The sequence below is a fragment of the Thermococcus cleftensis genome, from assembly GCF_000265525.1.
Lineage (GTDB): Archaea > Methanobacteriota_B > Thermococci > Thermococcales > Thermococcaceae > Thermococcus > Thermococcus cleftensis.
In genome coordinates, this window is sequence record NC_018015.1 from 990,764 (window position 1) to 1,012,370 (window position 21,607).

The following is a 21,607-nucleotide window of genomic DNA, read 5'->3' on the forward strand; positions in this document are numbered from 1 at the left end:
TGACCACCTCAGGTCGCTTTCTTGGCTATGTAAAGGTACTGCTGGTTGGAGAGTATGTCCGGCACGAAGATCGACGGCACCCTGATAATGACAAGGAACTGAGAGTTCGGATCGAGGACCAGCATTCCGGACTCCTTCTCGAGATCCACGATCTCCCAGCCGTAGGCCCTGAGCTGCTCCTTGACCTCATCGCTGGCCTGTATCTTGCCCGCGGCGATGGCCTTGAGGATCTCGGTGAGATCAACGGAGTAGCTATAACTGGCGGAGGCGCTCTGGCTGGCACTCTGGCTGTTGGTGTAGGTATCACTGGTGCTTTGGCCGTCCGTTAGGGTCGAGTCACCCGGAGTATAGGTGGTAGAGTGCTCCTCACTGTACTGGGTGCTGGAGGTGGAGCTTGACGTGCTACTCTGGCTCTGAGCTTCATTTACAGAAATTATACCCGCATCTGTTGGAAGGAGCACGAGCTGGACGTAGCCCTCGTTGGCTATCTCCTTGAAGATGGCACCTGTGTCGTTCTTGGCAAATATCATTATCTTGTCCCCTGGAGCAAGGAAGGCACCGTTTATTCTGTCCCTTGGAAGGACGAGGGCAAGGTCAACGTACTCGACCTTGTAAACGTTGTACTGCATCAGCTCCCTGTAGTCCAATATTCCGCCCAAGATTGCCTTGGCATCGGCCTTGCTCACTATCCTCTTCGTGGAGTCCTTCTCAAGAATGACCTCCTGGCCAGGAATGATGTCGATCCTGTAGTAGTAATAATCTCTCCATAGCTGGAGCAGGTACGGGGCAGGATCAACGGAGTCCACCTGCTCCACGGTTTCAGCGTTCATGACCTGGGCCTCAAGGCTCTTCATTGAATCTATCACCTTGGCCCTCAGGTCATCTGGCAGGGGCATGGCAAGTATGCTCTGGAACTCAGTTTCTATTTCACGTATCTTCTCTGCCTTGGTCTGGTTGAGGACCTTCTCGTACTTAAGGCGCTCTATTCTCTGAAGGCACTCGTTGTAGGCGCTGACGGCCTGGTTGTAGGCCGCTTTAACGTCTATCGCGTTGAGTTCCTCAACAGTCTGGGCGGAGTTTATGCTGGCTATGAGCTTCTTCCTTATCTCAATCGGCTGCTGAGTACAGTTCTTGGACTCATTAACTATGTCACCGCGGAAGTAGGTGTACACTTCCCTGAGCTTCTGCTCCCTGAGGTCGTTAAGCTCCTGAGCCGCACGGTTTTGCAGGTAAACGTAAGCACCCATTGAGATGATAAGGATCACAATAATAACTATCGCAGCACCGGTCAAGATCCTCTTTTTCCGTTCTCTCTCCCTAATGCTCCCCACGTGGCGGGGCTTTTTGGGGGGCTTTTTGACGGGAGGGGCGGCAGTCTTCGGCACCTCTGGTTCCACGCTAGTTTTACCCAGCTCCCTCAGACGGCGAATCTTCGCCTCAATATCCTCGGACACGTTGAGCACCACCATCAATCGTTATCATAACCGACTTCTTGTATCGGATAGTTTTTTGAACGTCAATCTTTATTTAGGTTTCGGTGAGGGTATGGAGCGGCTAGAGATTCGCGTAGCAGAAATCCGGGGAAAATGCCCTGTTTTTCACCTCGGGGACAGGATAGTGGTCGAAGGGCCGAAGGTAAAGCTCGAGGAAACCGACGCCATATGCACCCATGCATTCGCATCGCTCCTGCCGTACATAGTTGCGCTGCGAAAGGGTATTAAGCCGAGTGAACTAGGCCTGGGCAGGGGAGAGAAGGCATACGTTCAGTGCCTCGACCCGGGGCCGCCGTACACGGACGGCGGCACGGTAATCTTCGAGATAACGGTGGTTAGAGATGAAAGCGAGAAAGGCGTGGAGGGTGGTGAGGGAGGTAATAGATGAGGCCGACATGGTCATAGAGGTAGTGGACGCAAGGGACCCGATAGGAACAAGAAACAGAAAGCTCGAGAGGCTAGTCCAGGAAGAGGGCAAGCCGCTCCTCATAGTCATGAACAAGGCGGACCTGGTTCCAAAAGAATGGGCCGAGGAGTACAAGAGAAAGAGCGAGATACCCGTGGTTTTCATCTCCGCCAGGGAGAGGAAGGGAACCGGAATACTGAGGAAGGAAATCAAAAGGCTCGCGAAGCCGCTCTTGGAGGAGAGCGAAAGGGTGAAGGTCGCGCTCATAGGTTACCCCAACGTCGGCAAGAGCACGATAATAAACACCCTGAAGGGCAAGAGGGCGGTCGGCACGGCCCCAATACCTGGTTACACAAAGGGGAAGCAGCTGATACGGCTGAGCAAGAGGATATGGCTCCTGGACAGCCCAGGAGTGGTTCCAATAGACGACTTCGACGAGCTGGTCATCAAGGGAGGCTTCCCTGCAGACAAGATAGATGAACCCGTCAAGCCGGCGTTAAAGCTCATCTCCCGCATACTTGAAACGAGACGGGAAGCGATAACCGAGAAGTTTGGCATCGAGGAGTTTGAGGGCGAGGAGGAGATCCTCAGGAAGATAGGCGAGAGAAGGGGCCTCATAAAGGCCGGCGGTGAGGTCGATCTGGAGGAGACGGCAAGATGGTTCCTCAGGGAGTGGCAGACGGGCCGTTTTACTCTTTTCGGAAAGGAGGATAGAAGGGAGGAGGAATTTATCCGGGACTTCAAAGAGGTCTTGGACGAAATTGAAAGGGACCTCCTCCTGGACCCGAGGAGGATACTCTGGAGGTACGGGGACGAGCTGAGGGGGAAGCTGGACGGCACAAAGCGCGTAGGAATAAGGGAGATAGAGGGCTTCACCGTGGGAATAGCGACGGGCTTCAAGAAGTGCCACGGCGGAACAAAGCTCCTGGAGCGGCTGACAGGCAAGCACGTCCTGGCGAGCGAGTGCTTCGGAAAGAAGTGGAAGGGTGTGGTGGCGATACTGGAGTAGCTAACCGGAGCCGGAGGAGACAAAGGCCAGACCGGCGCTTAGAACGGCCATGGCAAGACCCGGGGCCACTATCCACCACCAGTAGCCCCCGTAGAGCGCCCCCTGGTTCATGGCCTCTATCATGAAGGAGCCCCAGTTGGTGCCCGGAATCAGGCCGAAGAATCCGAACACTGAAATCAGCGCCACTATCCTGGCCAGGAGTATGGTGGAGTACCTGAGGGAGAACTCCCCGACCGGCGGGAGTATGTGCCTCCTCAGGACCCAGAGCGTGCCGGCACCCATGCTCACCGCGGCTTTGACGTACTCGTTCACCTTCTCCTTTATCGTTATCATTCTAACCGTCTTGGCGAACTTCCCGAGGGTTAGGAGGGCAACGAAGAACATGAAGAGGACGGGGTTTATCCTGACCTGCTGGCCGTAGCCCTGGGTGGAGAAGAGCCAGACGAGGACGACGAGGATTGGGAGCATCGGCAAAGCCACCAGAACCTCCAGGAGGAACGTTATGAACTCACCCAGGGCACCGCCAACGTAGCCCGAAATGAGACCTATTAGAACCCCCAGAACCACTATCAGCACCGTGGTGAAGAAGGCCAGGTAGAGGGTGTTGTTCATTCCCTTGACGAAGCCCACCCACATGTCCCTGCCGTAGGAGTCCGTGCCGAGGAGACCGTAGCAGGTTCCAAGGATTTCAACGGAAGGGGTCGCGTTTCCTGCTAAGCGAACCTCAAAGACGTACTCCCCGTTGAGGGTTGCCATACTTCCGTCGCGGGAGAACAAAAGCTCGGTCGCGGAGAAGAGGACGTATCCAGCTTCGCTGAGATTGAGAACGTCGGAAAGAGAGGAAACAACTGCCACCCGCATGTTGGTGTTGAGGCTGAGATTGCTGGAGGTGGCGATGCCCCGATAGAGGGGCACTCTGATCCCGTCCGGCCTTAAAACGCTTATCTCAACCTCCTCGCCGTAGGGAAGGCCGTAGAATCTGACGTCGCTCGGCTTATCGCGGTAGGTATGTTCGTAGGAAAATCTGTAAACCGAGGAACCATTCGCCTCAACGAGCGACGGCTCCAGGAAGACAGTGGGGGTCCTGTCGCCGAATAGGGCGAACCACGAGGGATATGCCATTCGCGGGTTGTCCTTCCAGTAGTTGAGATTCTCCCAGTTGGCAATGTCCTCCTCGCTCACGCCCGCGTTCGAGAAGATTACGAAGAGCGCGAAGATTACGAGTATCGCCACTCCCGCTTTCCTTCCCATTTCAGCTCACCCTCGGATCGAGCAGTCCTTTTGTCAGCTCCAGCAGGAGGGAGAAGAGGAACGTTATGGTGGCTATCGACAGCGTTACGACGAAGAAGAGGCGGTAGTCGAAGCGCACGACGACGCCTATGGCCGGGACTATGGTCCTGACGAAGCTGGCCCTCAGGAGGGTTCCAAGGCCGCCGAGGCCGAAGAGGACGTCTATGACTATGTAGTCCGTGAACATCTCAACGAACTTCTGGATCGTGAAAGAACTCAGGACGATGGAAACGTTTCTGAGGACGTGCTTCCTGTATATCAGCCCCTCGGGAAGGCCCTTGGCCCTCTCGGTGAAGACGTAGGGCTTTCCAAGCTCGTTCCTCACCTCGTGGGCCACCGTGACCACGAACTCCCAGACGTAGACGAAGACCAGCGTGGTAACGGGAAGGACGAGATGCCAGAGAACGTCGAGAAAGTCCTCAAAGCCCTCTTTCGGCGGGGTGCTCCTCAGACCCGCTATCGGGAAAACGCCCAGCTCAACGGCGAAGACCGCTATCAGAACCGCCCCTATCCACCAGGAGGGCAGGCCGTTGAAGAAGCGAGCCAGGCCCTCAACCGTCCCGAGGAACCTCCCGTTTGCCAGCTTAAAACCCAGGAACAGACCCAGGAAAATCGTCAGGAGCATGGCCAGTCCCATGACGGCGAGGGTCACCTTTATGACGTGGGCGAAGTCGTACTTGGGATTCTCGCGGTAGTAGTCAAAGCTCTTCCTGAGGAGGTCTATCCCCATGAGGAGAAGGTTGTCGGTTCGGACTCCCTTTGCCTTCGTGAGTATGCGGTGGTAGTACTGCTCGACCGTCAGTCCTTCCCGGGTGGCGTTCCTCTCAAGCTCGGCGTAAAAAGCGGGGTTGGATTCGCGGATATGGAGAACGGCCTCGTGGGTGTACTCCCAGGCTATCTTGTTGGAGCTGGCGCCGGCTACCAGAACGATCACAAGGAGAACGCCGAGGTAAACCGCCACCAGCCGGGCGAGGGTCCTGATCGGGAGTCTCATTGCTTACCTCTCCTACGCCAAAAGTTCTTCAAAGATAAAAAAATTATTAAAGGAATAGCCCATCAGATTGGCTCAGGCCTGTAGCATATGTCCTCCGGCCACCAGCACTCCCAGTCCTCCGGGAACGGGCAGCCGCCCTGGTCAAGAACTCCGCAGGGTCCGATCCAGATCTTGGTCTTGTCTCCGGGGTTCACGACCTCGAACTCCATACTTCACCCACCTCCTTTTTAATTTTTGACTCATCGGCCGAAGCCTCGCTCACCCCATGAGGGGGTGAGTAGTAATCAAGTGATTTCAACATCTTCTCGAAAATCACAGGGTAGTTTCGCTTAACCTTGACGTAAAGCCACATGGAAAGCCGTATCAGCTCTCTAATGAACTCGCAGTAATAGGGATCAGGTTTGTGAATGTCCCCCGAATACATGTAGTTTATGTAGTAACAGCCTCCCCTGCACAATGGATAGGCCCAGCAGTGGTTGCACGGTTCCCTCGGGGGATTGCGAAGTATCTTTTGTATCACCTCTGAATCAACATTGACACCCGATCTAACGTCCCCCACGACGAACTCGTCCATTCCCACGAACCTCTGACATGGGTAAAGCTTTCCGTCCGAGGATACACCAAAAAGTTTCCTGCCAGCGCCGCAAGGATAGACAAGGGCACGCCTTGAGGCGAGGATCGTGAAGTACTTCCTGAAGTGGGAGTACCTAAACATCTCCGTCTCCTCGATGTGCTCGAGTTCGTACTCGGCAATGAGCTTCAGCTGTTCCTTCAGTGGTGAGACTATCTCGCGGAAACTATCTGAGCCGATAGATGCGGGCTCAATGTGAACACTCCTAACGCCGTTTTCCACAAAAAATCTAAAAATTTCAAAATACCTGTCAATCTGCTCCGGAAGTATCGTTGCCCTCACAGTCACAGGAACACCACTGGTAAGCAGGAGCCGGAGGTTTTTCATTACAACGTCAAACGTTGGATCCCCAGTTTTCGTGGGCCTGTTATGATTCTGTATCTCCCTGGGTCCGTCCATGCTGAGAACGACGTTAAAGCGGAATCTTTTGAAGAAATCCACAACAGAAGGCGTTATCAAGTAACCGTTTGTGGTGATGCTGAAATTAACGGTCTTCCCCCGGGAGGCTGCCCTCCGCGAGAGAGTCTCGGCAATGTATCTGAGCATGCGGAAGTTCAGGAGAGGCTCACCCCCGAAGAAACCAACTGACAGTTTGGAAGACCCCCTGGAAAGCAAAAACTCAATTATGCCATCTGCATCATTTTCATCACGTATCATAAACAGCGGAATCCCGTGCTGCTGCTCATAACAATACACGCATTTAAAGTTACACGCACTCGTCAGGTAGAGGGCAACGGAAGTTGGAACAACCTCGGACGATTTAGAGTCCACGCTCAAGTAAGGAGGAACCGCGCTTAAGGCCTTCAGGCCTTCTATCACCCGGTTCACATCTTGAGGGCTGATTTCAGGGTGTTTTTTCAAGAACTCACTAACGCCCTCTTCGACTCCGCGCTTTCTGATGGAATCAAGCAGTTCATAGCTCTCAGCATCTAGCCGAATAAGGTGAAGCGTCTTTGGCGAGAAAAGAATGTACTCATCGAGTACCTTGTCAAGATACAATGAACTAACAAATCCATCGCCGCCCATATACATTCACCGCGTATGGTTCTGTAACATCACAAACTTATAAGAATTACGTTGGTTGAAATTAACAGTTCGACAAATGAACTTTTGACGATAGATAAAATGTCGTAACATACAATGGAATAAAATCATTTTGACACCAAATAACCAAGTTATACGAAAGTGCACGGAGGCATTAACCAAACAAAGCTTAAAAGAGGGGACCTAGACATTCGTTATCATGAGGCTCCTGCTCACCACTTCACAGGGAATCGAGGATCTTGCAAAGGGGGAGGTTGAGAACCTGCTCTCGGGCCTTGGAGTTCCGTTTCGTGTGGAAGAGAGGCCTCTCGGCGTTGAAGGGCGGGTTCTTGCCGAGGTCGGCGAGGCTTACTACACCGACGAGAAGGGGAAGAAGCGCGAGTTAAGCGTCCCAACCTATCTGAACGAGAGCTCCAGGCTCCTCCACCGCATAATCATGGAAATAGCGAGCGAGCGCTTTGAAGGCATAGGAGATGACGACCCTGAAAAAGCCCTCAAGAGGATCGAAGATTTTGTCTCAGAGCTTCCAGTGGAAAGGTTCGTCAAGGTTAGCGAGAGCTTTGCCGTGCGCTCATTCAGGAAGGGGGAGCACAGCGTTACGAGCGTTGACATCGCCAGAACCGTCGGAAAGGCCGTCTTCGACAGGCTCTCGCGCTTCGGAACTCCGAGGGTCAACCTCGACCACCCGGCGGTCATCTTCAGGGCCGAGCTCATCGGGGACGTCTTCTTCCTCGGGATAGACACCACCGGGGACAGCTCACTCCACAAGAGACCCTGGCGCGTTTACGACCACCCCGCTCATCTCAAGGCCAGCATAGCCAACGCGCTGATTGAGCTGGCAAAACCAGACGGGGGTTCGTTCATCGATCCATTCTGCGGGAGCGGGACCATTCCAATAGAGCTCGCCCTGAGGGGATACGATGGAAGGATAATCGGCCTCGAAAAGTACCGCAAGCACCTGCGCGGGGCGGAGATGAACGCTTTAGCGGCGGGAGTCTCAGAGCGTATAGACTTCGTTCTCGGAGATGCCACCAGGCTGAGCGAATACGTCGAAAGCGTGGACTTCGCGGTGAGCAACCTGCCCTACGGGCTGAAGATCGGGCGGAAGGGCATGATTCCAGGCCTTTACATGGACTTCTTCTCGGAGCTTTCGAAGGTTCTGGAAAAGCGCGGCGTCTTCATAACGACTGAGAAGAGGGCTATAGAGAGAGCTATAGCCGAGAACGGCTTCGAAATCAGGCACCACCGCCTAATCGGCCACGGCGGGCTGACGGTGCACACCTACGTGGTAGAGTGAACGTCACGTCTTGAGCTTCACGTCAATGACCGCCGTCTCGTTGCCCGGATTGCTAATCACCACCTTCCATACCCCCTTGGGGAGCTCAACCACATCGTTCACCTCCCTAACGGTTCCGAAGTCCCTCAGCACGGTCCCGTCGGAGGAGACAACCTTCACCTCGACGGGGACACTGGAGCTTATTTCGACCGTCAGGTTCGCCGGGCCTTTGAAGGGCCACCCCCTGGTCTCCCCGGGCGGGACGCTCTTTCCCCTGGCGTAAACGAAGTTGTTGTCCAGGCAAGCAGCGCTGAAAACCACCAGGGCCAAGAGGAGAACCACCAGCCAGCGGACGGGCTTCATAGCACCACCTTTAATAGTCAGAGAACAAAAACTTAAAAAAGTTTCTCAGCAGAGTATTGAATCCTCTGCCAGTACGTCGAACTCGACCCTCCCGATTCCCTCAATCCAGGCCTCAACCCTGTCGCCGTGACTGAGCGGGCCTACCCCTGCTGGAGTTCCGGTCGCTATTATATCCCCGGGCTCGAGCGTCATGACGGAGCTTATGTACTCTATCAGCTCCGGAACCTTGAAAACCATCTCGCTCGTCCGTCCGAGCTGTCTTAGCTGGCCGTTCACCTTGAGGCCTATCTCCAGGTCGTCTATCTTCAGCTCGCGCCTGTCAGCTATTCTCGGGCCGACCGGGGCGAAGGTGTCGAAGCCCTTGGCGAGGCTCCAGGGAAGGCCCTTCTCCCTCGCTTCCCCCTGAAGGTCGCGGGCGGTTATGTCGAGGAGTATCGTGTAGCCGAGCACGTAGTTCATCGCCTTCTCTCTCGACACGCGTTTCGCGCGCTTCCCGATTATCACTGCCAGCTCTACCTCGTGGTCAACCCGTTTGCTCATTCTGGGTAAAATTATAGGCTTGCCCGGGCCTATCAGCGCACTCGGCGGCTTGAGGAAGAAGACCGGCTTTTCTGGAACGTCGCTCTCCATTTCTTTCGCGTGTTCGGCGTAGTTCTTTGCCAGAGCCACTATCTTGCTCGGCCTCAGGTCATAAAACCCGTCGCGGAATGGAAGGCGAACCATCGTCAACACCCAACAACGGTTGGGGGCATCGGTTATAAACCGCTCGAGGGAAGGGTAATAAACTCCCCAGTCCAACACCCAACGGTGAAAGCTGTGAGGCTCGTAGTCCTAGAGGGAAAGGGAAGCACTCTCGTCTTTGTTCTCATAGCGGTTTTCCTGGTGCTATTCACGGTACCGCTGCTTCACGTTTTCATCAACGCCCCGGGAGGTGAGTTTCTGGCGGTAGGTTTCCTGGCCGTACTCCTTCTGCTGATGGTTCCCTTAACCCACGGCCTGCTCAGAGGGCGGAGGGAATACCGGCGCGCCAAAGGCCTTGCCAACCTGCTCGTTGCATCTGATTCGTGGATAACTTTTCCGGAGGAACTTGAATTCGAGACCGGAACGCTCGAGATAAAGGGCCACTGGGTCGGGAGCGGAAGGAACAGGCACTACCACGTGGAGAGAAAGTTCATCGCAGAGAGGCGGGACAGGGCGTCAGGGGTTTCGTTTCCCGGGGCGGGTTTCAAGGCGGCCGTTTCACCGGACGGCACGGGGTTCATCAGGGCTCCAGCGGTTCGTATAACCGACGGGCCATACAAGAACATCCTGCTGCTCTTCTTCACCAACGAGGGGGAGGTCATGGGAAGCGGCACGGTGGCGGTTGCCACGGAGAGCGATTCGGCCCAGGTAAACTTCAGGGGGGACGGAAAGTTCATCGCCGGGACGGTCTATTCCACCCTGACCAAGGCGAGGCGCGTGAAGGTCACCCTCAGCACGAGCGGCTTCGAGTATGAGAAGATAATCGAAGAAGGGCAGAGCTTCGAGTTCAGGGAGAGAATGCTCCCGGAGGAGAAGGTCACGGTGGTCGGCTCCTACGACACGCTGAGCCCAAGACTCCTTGCAGGAAAGATCGGGAGGGGAACTGTTGTCCTCGGCCACGGCGAGTTCATAATCCGGGGAATTCTGGACATACGGCTGAGGCCGGACGTTAAGGCCGAGGGGACCTTCAGGGTTGAGCTGGAGGAAGAAGCCGAGGAAGAAAAGGAGTTCGAGGAGGGGTGGGGGTTCACCTGAGAGGCTCAGGAATCGCCCTATCCCACTGCTCCCTTGCCAGCTCACCGGTGTACTTGAACTTCTCTACCTTCTTTTCCGCCTCTTTGCGCTTCTTCTGGTGCTCCTTCAGGAACTCCTGAACCCTCTCAATCAGCTCGCGCTTGCACTGGCCGCAGAGCAGCTCACCGCTCTTGCAGGCGTGGTAGCGCTCCATGAGCTTCTCGTCGTCCGGCTCGAAGAATATCTCAAACCACTTGAAGACGACGCACTTCTCGGGCTGACCGCCCTTCTCGCGCTGCTCCTTCGCCGTCGCCCTCCCGCCGGTTAGGGCGTACTTCCATATTTTCTTGCCAGCCTCTTCTGGGTCGTCGGTGAGGTAGACGGCAGTTTCGGGCTTGCTGGCGCTCATCTTGCCCTCAAGGCCCATCAATCCCGGAACGAACTTGGAGTGAATTGCGGCTGTCTTGTAGTAGCCGAGGCTCTCGGCGAAGTCCCTCTGCAGCCTCCAGTAGGGGTCCTGGTCTATGGCAGCAGGAATCAGGCAGCGCTTCCTCTCGAAGAAGGTCGGAGCGGCCTGTATTGCCGGGTAAAAAATCATCCCGATCTTGCTCTGCTCTGTGAAGCCGAAGACCGCTTTAGCCATCGAGTAGTTTATCTTCTTCGCTATCGGGATTGCCATCTCGTATATCTTGGTGAACTCGCTGTCCTGGAAGATGAAGGTCTTATCCGGGTCGAAGCCGACCGCTATGATGTCCAGTATGTTGTCGTAGGCCCATCTCTTGGTGTCCTCGAAGGTGAGCTTGTCCTTGAAGAGGAACTTCTCGTCGTCGGTTATCTGGATGTATAGGTTCACGCCGAACTTCTCCTGGAGCCACTTGGTCGCGAAGAATGGTATGATGTGGCCTATGTGCATCGGCCCGCTCGGGCCCCTGCCAGTGTAGAGGAAGAAGCCCTTTCCGGACTCGTAATCTGCCAAAACCTTGTCGTAGTCCCTGTGGGAGAAGAAGAAGCGCCTCCTGAAGTACATCGGCAGCTCGCTCCTCGTAAGCTCCGCGGTCTTCTCAAGCAACTCGTCCGTCATGGGACTCGTTCCGAACTCCTCTATAAGCTTCGCGTAGTCCACCATTCCCTCAACGTCCCAGGGGGTGACCTTAAACTCGTCCATTCAAAACACCTCCATTTCCAGTGGAAACGAAACCCAGGGCTAAGCCGGGGCAGAAGAGGAAGGCTTCACCAGGGCCAAAAGCAATCACCAGGCATGGGAAGAGAAAGGAAGGAAGGGGATTTAAAGTTTTCCATTCTCCCTCAGCCACTCGCCGTACTTGACGAGGGCATAAACGGCATCGACGCCGTCTTCAACTGTCTCGTAGACGGGGACGCCCTTGAGCTCGATGTTCCTGGCCATCTTGTGCGGGTAAGCTCCACCAGGGGCCACGAAGACTATCGGCTTGCCGTAAGCTTGCATTCTCTCCATGGCCTCGACGATTCCCTCGTCCAAAGCGGGGCTCTGGAAGAGAGCTATGACCACGAGGACGTCGACGTTCGGGTCTTCAAGGGCATAGCGCATTGCTATCTCGTACCTGCTCGACGGGGCGTCGCCTATGACGTCTATCGGGTTTCTGTAGCTCATGTGGTGCGGGAGCTTGCCTTCCTCGATGTCTTTCCTAAAGCGTTCGTTGGTCTCTTCGCTCAGCTCGGCGAGCTTCATTCCCCTCTCAAGCAGACCGTCACTCATCATGACTCCCGCTCCACCGCCGTTGGTGACTATCGCCACGCGGTTCCCTTTGGCCGGCTTCTGCATCGCCAGGGCTTTGGCGTAGTTGAAGAGCTGGCGCATGCTCTTGGCGCTGAGAACACCGGTCTGCTCGAAGGCGGCCTCGTATATCTTGTAGGACCCCGCGAGGGAACCAGTGTGGGAAGCGGCCGCCTTGGCACCTGCCTCAGTCCTTCCAGCCTTGAGGATTATGATGGGCTTCTTGAGCGTGACCTCCTTAGCAACGTTGAAGAACTTCCTCCCGTCCTTGACGCCCTCGATGTAGCCGGTGATGACCCCGGTCTTCTCGTCCTCGCCGAGGTACGCTATGAAGTCGCTCTCGTCGAGGTCGGCCATGTTGCCGAGGCTGATGAACTTGCTCATTCCTATCTTGTGGCTGGCCGCCCAGTCAAGGATTGCCGCACCGAAGGCACCGCTCTGGCTCATGAAGGCAACCTTTCCAAAGGGCGGCCTGGCCTGTCTCTCCGGCGGGTTGAAGTTGCAGTCAAAGCCGTTCTCAAGGTTCGTAACGCCGAGACAGTTCGGTCCGACGACCCTTATACCCCACTTCCTCGCACGCCTGACGAGCTCCTCCTCGAGCTCGGCCCTTCCGGCCTCCTTAAAGCCGGCGGAGATGACGACGGCACCCTTAACGCCCTTCTCGCCGCACTCGTCGATGACGTCGGGGACAAACTTGGCAGGGACAGCTATTACCGCAACATCGACCTCGTCCGGAACGTCCTTGATGCTCCTGTAAACCGGGAACTTCCTTCCGTTGACCTCTATCTCGCCGCCCTTGACGTTCACGGCGTAGACCTTTCCGTCGTAGCGGAGCGTTATTGAGCGCATTATGGCGTTTCCAACCTTTCCGGGGACGTTCGATGCCCCGATGACAGCGACGCTTCTCGGGTAAAACAGGAAATCGAGCTTTGGCGCCTCCATCACTTCCACCTCCGAAGGTTTTTCGGGAGTCCGTATTTAAGCCTTCCTCCCCAGATGGGTACATGGAGGAAGTGGATATTTTATCCATTGGGGATACAACGGGGAGAGGGAGTTTACATATATAAAGCTACCGCAGGAGTGGTTTCGCCTTCGGGAGAGGCAAAAGAGTTAAATTCTGGAACGTTCAAAAAACCGTAAGAACGTTAAAATTGGGTGATCCAGATGGCAAAGGTCAAGGTCATAACCGACCCAGAGGTCATAAAACTGATGCTCGAGGACACGAGGAGGAAGATACTGAGCCTGCTCCGCAACAGGGAGATGACGATTTCCCAGCTGAGCGAGATACTCGGGAAGACGCCCCAGACGATATACCACCACATCGAGAAGCTCAAGGAAGCGGGCTTGGTCGAAGTCAAGAGGACGGAGATGAAGGGCAACCTCGTGGAGAAGTACTACGGAAGAACCGCCGACGCCTTCTACATAAACCTCTACCTCGGCGACGAGGAGCTTCGCTACTTCGCGCGCTCGAGGCTCAAGACCAAGCTCGAGGTCTTCAAGGCCCTTGGCTATGAGTTCAACGACGATGAACTGCTCAACACCATGGACGAGCTTCTCAAGAAGGAGCACGAGTTCAAGACCGAGATATCGAAGGAGATAGAGGGGAACGAAGAGGCCCTCAAGGACTTCTCCAACGAGGATATAATCCACGCGATAGAGTGGCTCGCGATGGCCAGAATGGGCCGTGATGAAGAGGCGATAGAGCTACTCAGAAAGCTCGGGAAAATTCTTAAAAAATAAAGCCCAAAGGGAAGCGATGAGATATGGCGAAGGGAATAAGGTTGCTGGTCCTTGACGTGCTCAAGCCGCACCAGCCGATGGTGACAGAGCTGGCGCTCGGACTCAGCGAGCTCGAGGGAGTCGACGGCGTCAACATAACCCTCGTGGAGATAGACAAGGAAACAGAAAACGTCAAGATAACGATGGTCGGCGACAACCTCGACTACGACGAGATAGTCAGAACCATCGAGGAGTTTGGGGGAGTGGTCCACAGCATAGACATGGTCGCGGCGGGCAAGAAGATAGTGGAGGAGGGCGAAACCCCCCAGGACAAGCTGGAGGAGTACTGAGTGAGGGAAGTCCTCATAATCACCGAGCCCGAGAAGGTGAAGATCCTCTCCGAGGAGACGCGCTTCAGGATACTCCAGCTCCTCAGGCAGAGGCCGATGACAATAAACGAACTCAGTGAAGCTCTCAACAAGGACAGGACAACGGTTTACAGGCACGTCAAGGCCCTTGAAAAGGCCGGAGTGGTGGAGGAGCTGGAGGCCCACGGGAACGAGAGGGTCTACTCAAGAACCGCCAGACTGTTCCTCATAAAGGCAGACCCTGACGAGAGCGTGGAGCAGTTCAGGCAGGCATACCTCCAGGTGGAGGTCGAGAAGCTCGTCAGACTGCTCGAGAAGACAGGCTTCAGGGTAAAGAACCGTGATGAGCTAGTGAGGCTCGCGAAGGATGTCCTCAATGAGATAGAGGTGAACTCCCAGCCGATTCTCAAGAGAATATCCCAGGCTGAGATAGAGCTGACCGAGATAGAACTCTTCCACCTCCTCAACATGCTGGTCTTCCTCCAGAGCTGCGAGCTGTGCGAGAAGGCAAAGCGCGTCAAGAATCTCATCGAACTCTAACTTTTTCCCACTATTGAAACACGACGTTCCATTTTCAACACTTAATCCCATGTTCTTTTACGTCCTTTAATGAACATTAATGATAAAACTTAAATATTTCACCGCGAGTGATATAATATGGGCACGTGCCCAAATAGATACGTGGGGGATTGCCATGAACAGGGGTATATTGGCGGCACTGGTGATAGCCCTGGTTGTCTTAAGCGTCTCTGCTGTCCCTGCAAAGGCCGAGACCCTTGAAAACGGCGGCGTCATAATGCAGGCCTTCTACTGGGACGTCCCAGGTGGAGGAATCTGGTGGGACACCATAGCCCAGAAGATACCCGACTGGGCGAGTGCCGGGATTTCGGCAATATGGATTCCCCCCGCGAGCAAGGGCATGAGCGGCGGCTACTCCATGGGCTACGACCCCTACGACTACTTCGACCTCGGCGAGTACTACCAGAAGGGAACCGTTGAGACCCGCTTCGGATCAAAGGCCGAGCTGGTGAACATGATAAACACCGCCCACGCCTACAACATGAAGGTCATAGCCGACATAGTCATCAACCACCGCGCCGGCGGAGACCTCGAGTGGAATCCCTTCGTGAACGACTACACCTGGACCGACTTCTCCAAGGTTGCCTCCGGCAAGTACACCGCCAACTACCTCGACTTCCACCCGAACGAGCTTCACGCGGGCGATTCCGGAACCTTTGGCGGCTATCCGGACATATGCCACGACAAGAGCTGGGACCAGTACTGGCTCTGGGCCAGCCAGGAGAGCTACGCGGCCTACCTCAGGAGCATCGGCGTTGATGCCTGGCGCTTCGACTACGTCAAGGGCTACGCCCCCTGGGTCGTCAAGGACTGGCTCAGCTGGTGGGGCGGCTGGGCGGTAGGAGAGTACTGGGACACCAACGTCGACGCCCTCCTGAGCTGGGCCTACGACAGCGGTGCCAAGGTCTTCGACTTCCCGCTCTACTACAAGATGGACGAGGCCTTCGACAATCAGAACATTCCCGCGCTGGTAGATGCCCTCAGGAACGGTGGAACGGTTGTGAGCCGCGACCCGTTCAAGGCCGTTACCTTCGTCGCCAACCACGACACTGACATAATCTGGAACAAGTACCCGGCCTACGCGTTCATTCTCACCTACGAGGGGCAGCCGGTCATATTCTACCGCGATTATGAAGAGTGGCTCAACAAGGACAGGCTCAAGAACCTCATCTGGATACACGACCACCTTGCGGGAGGGAGCACCGACATAGTCTACTACGACAGCGACGAGCTGATCTTCGTCAGAAACGGCTACGGCGACAAGCCGGGACTGATAACCTACATCAACCTCGGCTCAAGCAAAGCCGGAAGGTGGGTCTACGTTCCGAAGTTCGCCGGCTCCTGCATACACGAGTACACCGGCAACCTCGGGGGCTGGGTTGACAAGTACGTCTCCTCCAGCGGCTGGGTCTACCTCGAGGCCCCGGCCCATGACCCGGCCAACGGCTACTACGGCTACTCGGTCTGGAGCTACTGTGGGGTGGGCTGAGCTCCTCCACCCGTTTCCATTCTTCCAGCTTCCTGTTTACGGCGACACTTGAGTGGCTCCCTTTCTCGCGAATCCTGGCCATAGGAACTCAAAAATCCCGCTGAGAAGCCAGGCCGTGAAGAACATTACCACCTCCTTGGAGACCCCATAGACGCTCTCTTCAAGGAGCAGGTACTCCGCCCCAACGAGAACCACCAAAGCAGCATACAGAAGGACGTTCCGGAGTAAAAAGGCCAGCTCCAGTTTCCCGTTCCGGAACTCCCAGGCGCGGGGGAGGAGGGCACCCGCAACCCAGAGAAGGACCAGAACGAGCATTGTCTCAGGGGAGAATCCCCCGACCGCGAGGACAGCGACTGCAAGGACAACGGCCGGAACCGAAATGGCAACTCGAACCGCGTTTTCGGAGACCATTTTTCATCACCTGCAGCCACTCCAATCAGGACTGCTATCAAAAGACGCTACTTCAAGCACTTCACCTTCCCAAGTCTCAACAGGTGTAAAATCAAAGTCCTTAAAAGTTTTCCCCATTCAAATAGTAAATCACGAACTGAGAGCAAAAAAGATTTTAACAGTCAAAACACAATCCAATTTGACGAAAACAAGTTGAGTAAAAGAGATCCACACAAAACACCCAAAGGCGTTGAAAAACCAAACTCAGAACTCCACCACCCACCTGACCGTGTGCGGAACCTTTTTGGCAACCTCCAGCGCGGTGAAGTTCTCGCCGAGCCCTTCCTTCACCATGTCCCCGGCGAGGCCGTTGATGAAGGCTCCAGCGGAAGCCGCCCTTAATGGTGCGTTGCCGAGGGCGAGCAGAGCGCCGACGAGGCCCGCCAAGACGTCCCCGGTCCCGCCGGTGGTCATGCCCCGGTTGCCAGTCCGGTTGTACTTCCATGCCTCTCCATCGCTGATGACGTCGTAGGCACCTTTGAGCAGGATAACTCCGCCAATTTCCCTTGCCTTTGCCCTCACGAGCTCCGCCTTTTCCTGGAAGGAACCTTCGGGCTTCACCCCAAAGAGAACCTTGAACTCACCGGCGTGAGGCGTCAGAACGAAGGTTTTACCTCTAAGAACGCTCAAGTCCCCGGCTATCGCTTTAAGGCCGTCCGCATCAATCACCATCGGCTTTTCGCAGCGCCTAACGAACCTCCTCACGAACTCCTTCGTCTCCTCCGAGAGACCGATTCCGGGGCCGATGACGACGGCGTCGGCCTTTTCGGCTATGCTCAGAAGTTCTTCAACGTGCCCCGGCGAGAAGTTCTTCCCTTCGACCGGCCTGAGGATCAGGTCGGGGTCGGTTACCCGCCTCGCCGGATACCCGGGCATGGCCAGGTAAACCAGATCCACGAGATAAGATGCCGCCCTTGCCGCAAGGTAAGGAGCGCCGTAATAGTCCCCGCTGCCACCTATGATGAGCAGTTTGCCGTTCTGACCCTTGTGCTCGCCCTTCTTCCTCAAAGCGAACTTCGCATCACCGGGCCCGACGATGTGGTAGAGCTCCTTCGGATATCCTATCTTAACCACAACGCGCTCGAAGCCCTCGTACTCCTCCTTGTCCCACTGGAAGGTCACCGTGAAGTCGGCCTTAACTTGAACCTGTGAAGGATAGCCGCTCGGGAGGTCAACGCTGACTATCTTGGCCTTTCCGGCGTACTCGTTCATCTTCTCGATGGCCGAGCGGATCGGCTCGCGCGGCTCGCCCTTTGTGCCGGCTCCAAGGAGGGCATCAACGATGACGTCAAAACCGCTGAGGTCGAGGGACCTTATGTAGGTGGAATCCTTGAGAACCCGGATTTTCACGAAGTCCAGGCCCTTGAGTATCTCCCAGTTGTGCCTTGCCTCCTCGCTCCTTATCTTCGCCTCATCCCCCACGAGGAAGAGCGTGACATCGTTCTCGAAGCTGAGGTGTCTCGCGGTAACGAAGCCGTCGCCACCGTTGTTGCCTGTTCCAGAAAAGACGGCTATCTTGAGGCCTTTTCCAAAGCGCTCCTCGATCGTCCTGGCAACGCCAGCCCCGGCGTTCTCCATGAGCTGGTAAGGGGTTATGCCGAGCCACTTCGCGTTGATATCCCAGATGTAGACATCTTCGATGCGCATGAGTATCACCGGAATGGGTTGATGAAAGTTGATAAAAACTTCACGCTAGGCCTTCAAGGCCCGCCGGTAGGTCTCTTCAGAATAAAGCACCAGGTAAACCCTCTCCACGCTCTTCGCTTCCTTCGAGAACTCCTCTACGGTCTCCCTGAACGTCCTCACGACCTCCTCAAGCGGACAGCCGTAGATGCCGGCGCTTATAGCGGGGAAAGCTATGGTTTTGACACCGAGCTCGTCGGCCTTTTTCAGCGCCCCGAGAATTGCTTTTCTAAGCTTTTCTTTCCTCTCCTCGTTCCAGATACCGCCGCAGTATGGCCCGACCGTGTGAATGACGTGCCTGATTCCGTATCGCTCCAGCCTCAGGGCAGGGGTTACAACAACCTCACCGTGCTCAATCGAGCTTTTTCCGAGCTGCTCGCGCATGGCCTCCTTGCTTATCCTGATGTACTCGGCAACGTTTCCAGCGGCGGCCTTCGCTATGGCGTAGGCGACACCGCCGCCGTGCTCAAGGTATTTGTTGGCGGCGTTGACTATGGCCTCGGCAGGAAAGCGGGTGATGTCCCCGCGGACGATCTCGAAGGACAGCATCACAATCACCGTCCAACCGATTACTCACGACAGATTTTAACGGTTGCGCGGGTTGTTACTCTGGAAACTTTTTATGACGTACAACTTAAAACAGTAACAGTTGAATATGGGCAAAACCCATGAACGATGGTGTGGAATGAGGGCTTTTGAGGCACTGGGGGAAACCCTTACGGCGATATCAAAAGACAGAAAGCTGTGGAGGTATCCGCTCATAGCATCAGGAACGGCAGGGGTACTTATCGCTCTATCCGGCCACGTTCTCAACCGGGACGTCTGGATCGCAATTCTCATCGCCCTGCCGGGTCTCCTGCTCCAGCTCACGGTGGTGTACTACCCGATCAGGGCCTTCTACTACCACCAAAAGAAGACACCCTTCGAGGAGTCGGCCCTCGTGATGGAATCGATAACCGGGGGAATAAAGGTTCTCCTGGTGGGCATTGTTTACGGACTTGTAGTCCTCATAGTCGGCGGGCTCTTCCTCCTTCCAGCGATACTGGCGTACTACATCCTCTCAGGAACGGCGAGGTACGTCCTAGTGGGACTCCTTGGCCTGCCCCCGGCGATCCTCCTTATGGGGGTAATCGCCATGATGATTCCTGCGTACGTATGGGCCAGGGATTTCGGAGAGGGGTTGGGAGTTATAGGTGTCGCGCTGGACAACGCCAAAGAGGTCTTCGTCTTTGGAGCTCTGATGGCAGCGGTGAGTGTTGGCCTCTGGGGAGCAGCACAGGGGCTTGTTTTCATTGCATCTCTCATTGCAGGGGGCATCACCGGAGCCCTGCTCGCGGGTCTGCTCGACGGATTAATAACGGGCCTGTCAAGCGTGATCTCCGGTGTCGCCGGGGCGGATATGTACCGGAAGCTCAGGGTATGGGTGGAAAAGGAAAGACCGGTCCGGGTCGATCCTGACTGGCTGGCGAGCCTCTGAGCTAAGCCAGCTTTTCTATCGTTTTTTCAGCCTCATCAAGTATCTTCTCCTCGTCAAGGGTGAGAACTTCACGGTCCAGCATCAGAATCTTTCCGTCGACTATCGTCGTCTCCACGTCATTGCCACTGGCAGAGTAAACGAGGTGACTGATTACATTGTTGATAGGCCTCAGGTGGGGCCGGTTAAAGTCCACAATGACTATATCAGCCAGGTAGCCCTCCTTTATCACACCGGCCTTGAGGCGTAGTGCCTTTGCACCGTTGAGGGTTGCCATCCTGAATACCGTCTTTGCATCGGCAACCGTCGGGTCGAGGTTGTGGACCTTGTGGAGCAAAGCCGCCAGCTTCATCTCGTCAAGCATGTCGAGGTTGTTGTTGCTGGCGGCGCCGTCAGTACCGAGGCCGACGTTTACGCCCGCGTTGAGGAGCCTCTGGAGGGGCATGACCCCGCTCGCGAGCTTCATGTTGCTGGCAGGGTTGTGAGCCACTGTAACACCGTTCCTCGCGAGAATCTGAATGTCCCTGCTGTCGAGCCAGACGCCGTGCGCTATTATCACGTCGTTTCCAAGGAAGCCAACCTCATCGAGCAGAACGACGGGGCTCTTGCCGTAGCGCTCGGTTATCTGGCCTATCTCAGCCATCGTCTCGCTCACGTGAATCGTTATCAGTTTTCCGTGCTCGTTTGCCAGCTTCCTTACTTCCTTCAGCAGGGCAATCGAGCAGGTGTAGGGAGCGTGGGGGCCAAAGACGAAGTGAACGCGCTCCGAGTTGAGCTTCTCGATGAACTCCATCGTGCGGAGGGCTTCCTTTATTTCCTTCTCGGTCTTCTCGGGGTCGCCGAGGTCTATCATTCCATAGGAAAGGTAGCCCCTCAGCCCCGACTCCGCGACGACCTCGGCAACCGCGTCCATGAAGAAGTACATGTCCAAAAACGTCGTTGTGCCGGTCTTTATCATCTCAAGCGCACCCAGATAGGCACCGGCCTTGGTGTACTCGCGAGTTAGCTTCGCCTCCCTCGGCCAGATGTGGTTCTGGAGCCAGTCCATGAGGGGTAAATCGTCAGCCAGGCCGCGGAAGAGGCCCATCGGCGAGTGTGTGTGAAGATTTATGAAGCCGGGAGAAACGACTTTTCCCTTGGCGTCGATGACCGTGTCAGCGGGCTCGTTTATTTCCTTGGCAACCTTGACGATTCTGTTTCCCTCGATGAGAACATCAGCCTTTACGACCTCAAAGCTCTCGCCATAGATAACGTGACCGTTCTTGATGAGAACGCTCATGAGCATCACCCCATTTTAAAGGGTTGTGTTTCCGGTGGAAGTTAAAAAGGTGTCGGAGAAGAGAAAAGCCTCAAATGGGAACCCAGAGGCTCCAGGAGTATGGGTCGAACTCGTTGTAGTGGTCCCAGATGCTCGCGTAGCCGCTCTCGACGAGCCACTCATTGACGTTCAGGGCGTAGCCATAGTACCAGAAGGGGAGGTAAACCACCGCGACCACGCGGCCGTAGCGGTCGGTTTCATAGATGTCATCGACGTCAAGGTAGACGTAGCGGCCGTACGTATCGAGGAGCCACTCCAAAGCTGCCTTCGATTCCTTGCCCTCATCGGTGTATATCTCGGGCGCATTTATGTCGGCGAAGCGGACCTTGAAGGTTTCTCCAGCTTTGTAGCCGTAGTAGGAGTGGAACCACACGGTGTCGCCATCGACGACCTCAGTGACGTAGCCGTAGGCCTGAAACTCGTAGGCGCTGGCAACGGGCAACAGGAGGACAGATAGCATGGCGAGAACAAAGAGCATCCTTCGGGTCACGGCACTCACCGAAGACGGTAGGT

23 protein-coding genes are annotated in these 21,607 nt (G+C 55.5%); 9 read left to right on the forward strand and 14 right to left on the reverse strand.

The window, feature by feature from the left end:
* Positions 1 to 8: 8 nt before the first annotated feature.
* The gene (locus CL1_RS05310; RefSeq protein ID WP_048151972.1) at positions 9 to 1,454 is read right to left on the reverse strand and encodes a DUF515 domain-containing protein; all 1,446 of its coding nucleotides are present in this window, start codon (positions 1,452 to 1,454) and stop codon (positions 9 to 11) included.
* Positions 1,455 to 1,545: 91 nt separating this feature from the next.
* Between CL1_RS05310 and CL1_RS05315 the strand changes: the two genes are divergently transcribed.
* Positions 1,546 to 1,881 (forward strand): TIGR04076 family protein, encoded by a 336-nt coding sequence (locus tag CL1_RS05315; RefSeq protein ID WP_014788864.1) that lies wholly within the window; start codon positions 1,546 to 1,548, stop codon positions 1,879 to 1,881.
* Entirely contained in the window at positions 1,835 to 2,908 is a 1,074-nt protein-coding gene (locus CL1_RS05320) for a GTPase (protein ID WP_014788865.1), read from the forward strand. Before CL1_RS05315 ends, CL1_RS05320 begins: the two co-directional genes overlap by 47 nt.
* On the opposite strand, the gene CL1_RS05325 is transcribed toward CL1_RS05320, so the two are convergent.
* The 4 genes from CL1_RS05325 to CL1_RS05335 form a co-directional block, all read right to left on the reverse strand.
* Complete coding sequence (locus CL1_RS05325) at positions 2,909 to 4,159, reverse strand: ABC transporter permease (RefSeq protein ID WP_014788866.1); 1,251 nt, start codon at positions 4,157 to 4,159, stop codon at positions 2,909 to 2,911.
* Position 4,160: 1 nt separating this feature from the next.
* Positions 4,161 to 5,192, reverse strand: coding sequence for an ABC transporter permease subunit (locus CL1_RS05330; protein ID WP_014788867.1), 1,032 nt, complete (start codon positions 5,190 to 5,192; stop codon positions 4,161 to 4,163).
* A gap of 62 nt (positions 5,193 to 5,254) precedes the next feature.
* Positions 5,255 to 5,401: a hypothetical protein gene (locus tag CL1_RS10755; RefSeq protein WP_167774315.1), complete on the reverse strand. Its 147-nt coding sequence runs from the start codon at positions 5,399 to 5,401 to the stop codon at positions 5,255 to 5,257.
* Positions 5,383 to 6,849 carry a radical SAM/SPASM domain-containing protein gene (locus CL1_RS05335; protein WP_014788868.1) on the reverse strand — a complete coding sequence of 489 codons (1,467 nt, stop codon included), beginning with the start codon at positions 6,847 to 6,849 and terminating at the stop codon, positions 5,383 to 5,385. Before CL1_RS05335 ends, CL1_RS10755 begins: the two co-directional genes overlap by 19 nt.
* Before the next feature lie 217 nt (positions 6,850 to 7,066).
* Between CL1_RS05335 and trm14 the strand changes: the two genes are divergently transcribed.
* Positions 7,067 to 8,164, forward strand: a complete 1,098-nt coding sequence (trm14, locus tag CL1_RS05340) for a tRNA (guanine(6)-N2)-methyltransferase (protein ID WP_014788869.1) — start codon at positions 7,067 to 7,069, stop codon at positions 8,162 to 8,164.
* 3 nt (positions 8,165 to 8,167) lie between these two features.
* Here trm14 and CL1_RS05345 read toward each other — a convergent pair whose 3' ends face one another.
* A complete protein-coding gene (locus CL1_RS05345; RefSeq protein WP_014788870.1) occupies positions 8,168 to 8,506 on the reverse strand; it encodes a hypothetical protein in 339 nt (112 codons plus the stop codon).
* Positions 8,507 to 8,551: 45 nt separating this feature from the next.
* Positions 8,552 to 9,229, reverse strand: a complete 678-nt coding sequence (locus CL1_RS05350; RefSeq protein WP_014788871.1) for a fumarylacetoacetate hydrolase family protein — start codon at positions 9,227 to 9,229, stop codon at positions 8,552 to 8,554.
* Between the two features lie 84 nt (positions 9,230 to 9,313).
* On the opposite strand from CL1_RS05350, the gene CL1_RS05355 reads away from it, so the two are divergent.
* On the forward strand, positions 9,314 to 10,282 hold the full coding sequence (locus tag CL1_RS05355; protein WP_237266224.1) for a hypothetical protein: 969 nt from the start codon (positions 9,314 to 9,316) through the stop codon (positions 10,280 to 10,282).
* Here CL1_RS05355 and CL1_RS05360 read toward each other — a convergent pair.
* Both CL1_RS05360 and CL1_RS05365 read right to left on the reverse strand, forming a co-directional pair.
* The gene (locus tag CL1_RS05360; protein WP_014788873.1) at positions 10,275 to 11,426 is read right to left on the reverse strand and encodes a tryptophan--tRNA ligase; all 1,152 of its coding nucleotides are present in this window, start codon (positions 11,424 to 11,426) and stop codon (positions 10,275 to 10,277) included. The genes CL1_RS05355 and CL1_RS05360 overlap by 8 nt on opposite strands.
* Positions 11,427 to 11,546: 120 nt before the next feature.
* Positions 11,547 to 12,956: an acetate--CoA ligase family protein gene (locus tag CL1_RS05365; RefSeq protein WP_014788874.1), complete on the reverse strand. Its 1,410-nt coding sequence runs from the start codon at positions 12,954 to 12,956 to the stop codon at positions 11,547 to 11,549.
* Between the two features lie 222 nt (positions 12,957 to 13,178).
* Between CL1_RS05365 and CL1_RS05370 the strand changes: the two genes are divergently transcribed.
* The 4 genes from CL1_RS05370 to CL1_RS05385 all read left to right on the forward strand — a co-directional run bounded on the left by CL1_RS05370 (position 13,179) and on the right by CL1_RS05385 (position 16,169).
* Positions 13,179 to 13,754, forward strand: a complete 576-nt coding sequence (locus CL1_RS05370; protein WP_014788875.1) for a winged helix-turn-helix domain-containing protein — start codon at positions 13,179 to 13,181, stop codon at positions 13,752 to 13,754.
* A 23-nt stretch (positions 13,755 to 13,777) separates the two neighbouring features.
* Complete coding sequence (locus CL1_RS05375) at positions 13,778 to 14,083, forward strand: DUF211 domain-containing protein (RefSeq protein WP_014788876.1); 306 nt, start codon at positions 13,778 to 13,780, stop codon at positions 14,081 to 14,083.
* Positions 14,084 to 14,641: an ArsR/SmtB family transcription factor gene (locus tag CL1_RS05380; RefSeq protein ID WP_014788877.1), complete on the forward strand. Its 558-nt coding sequence runs from the start codon at positions 14,084 to 14,086 to the stop codon at positions 14,639 to 14,641. It abuts the gene before it with no gap.
* A 154-nt stretch (positions 14,642 to 14,795) separates the two neighbouring features.
* Complete coding sequence (locus CL1_RS05385; RefSeq protein ID WP_014788878.1) at positions 14,796 to 16,169, forward strand: alpha-amylase; 1,374 nt, start codon at positions 14,796 to 14,798, stop codon at positions 16,167 to 16,169.
* 36 nt (positions 16,170 to 16,205) lie between these two features.
* Here CL1_RS05385 and CL1_RS05390 read toward each other — a convergent pair whose 3' ends face one another.
* From CL1_RS05390 to CL1_RS05400, 3 genes are all read right to left on the reverse strand, one after another.
* The gene (locus CL1_RS05390; RefSeq protein ID WP_014788879.1) at positions 16,206 to 16,580 is read right to left on the reverse strand and encodes a hypothetical protein; all 375 of its coding nucleotides are present in this window, start codon (positions 16,578 to 16,580) and stop codon (positions 16,206 to 16,208) included.
* 243 nt (positions 16,581 to 16,823) lie between these two features.
* The gene (locus CL1_RS05395) at positions 16,824 to 18,266 is read right to left on the reverse strand and encodes a bifunctional ADP-dependent NAD(P)H-hydrate dehydratase/NAD(P)H-hydrate epimerase (RefSeq protein ID WP_014788880.1); all 1,443 of its coding nucleotides are present in this window, start codon (positions 18,264 to 18,266) and stop codon (positions 16,824 to 16,826) included.
* A gap of 45 nt (positions 18,267 to 18,311) precedes the next feature.
* Positions 18,312 to 18,851, reverse strand: a complete 540-nt coding sequence (locus CL1_RS05400; protein WP_014788881.1) for a [protein ADP-ribosylglutamate] hydrolase — start codon at positions 18,849 to 18,851, stop codon at positions 18,312 to 18,314.
* Between the two features lie 136 nt (positions 18,852 to 18,987).
* Here CL1_RS05400 and CL1_RS05405 point away from each other — a divergent pair, with 136 nt between their 5' ends.
* On the forward strand, positions 18,988 to 19,779 hold the full coding sequence (locus CL1_RS05405) for a hypothetical protein (protein WP_014788882.1): 792 nt from the start codon (positions 18,988 to 18,990) through the stop codon (positions 19,777 to 19,779).
* 1 nt (position 19,780) lies between these two features.
* Here the strand turns inward: CL1_RS05405 and CL1_RS05410 are convergent, their stop codons facing one another.
* The gene (locus tag CL1_RS05410) at positions 19,781 to 21,055 is read right to left on the reverse strand and encodes an amidohydrolase family protein (protein WP_014788883.1); all 1,275 of its coding nucleotides are present in this window, start codon (positions 21,053 to 21,055) and stop codon (positions 19,781 to 19,783) included.
* A 70-nt stretch (positions 21,056 to 21,125) separates the two neighbouring features.
* Complete coding sequence (locus CL1_RS05415) at positions 21,126 to 21,593, reverse strand: thermonuclease family protein (RefSeq protein ID WP_237266225.1); 468 nt, start codon at positions 21,591 to 21,593, stop codon at positions 21,126 to 21,128.
* Positions 21,594 to 21,607 lie beyond the last annotated feature (14 nt).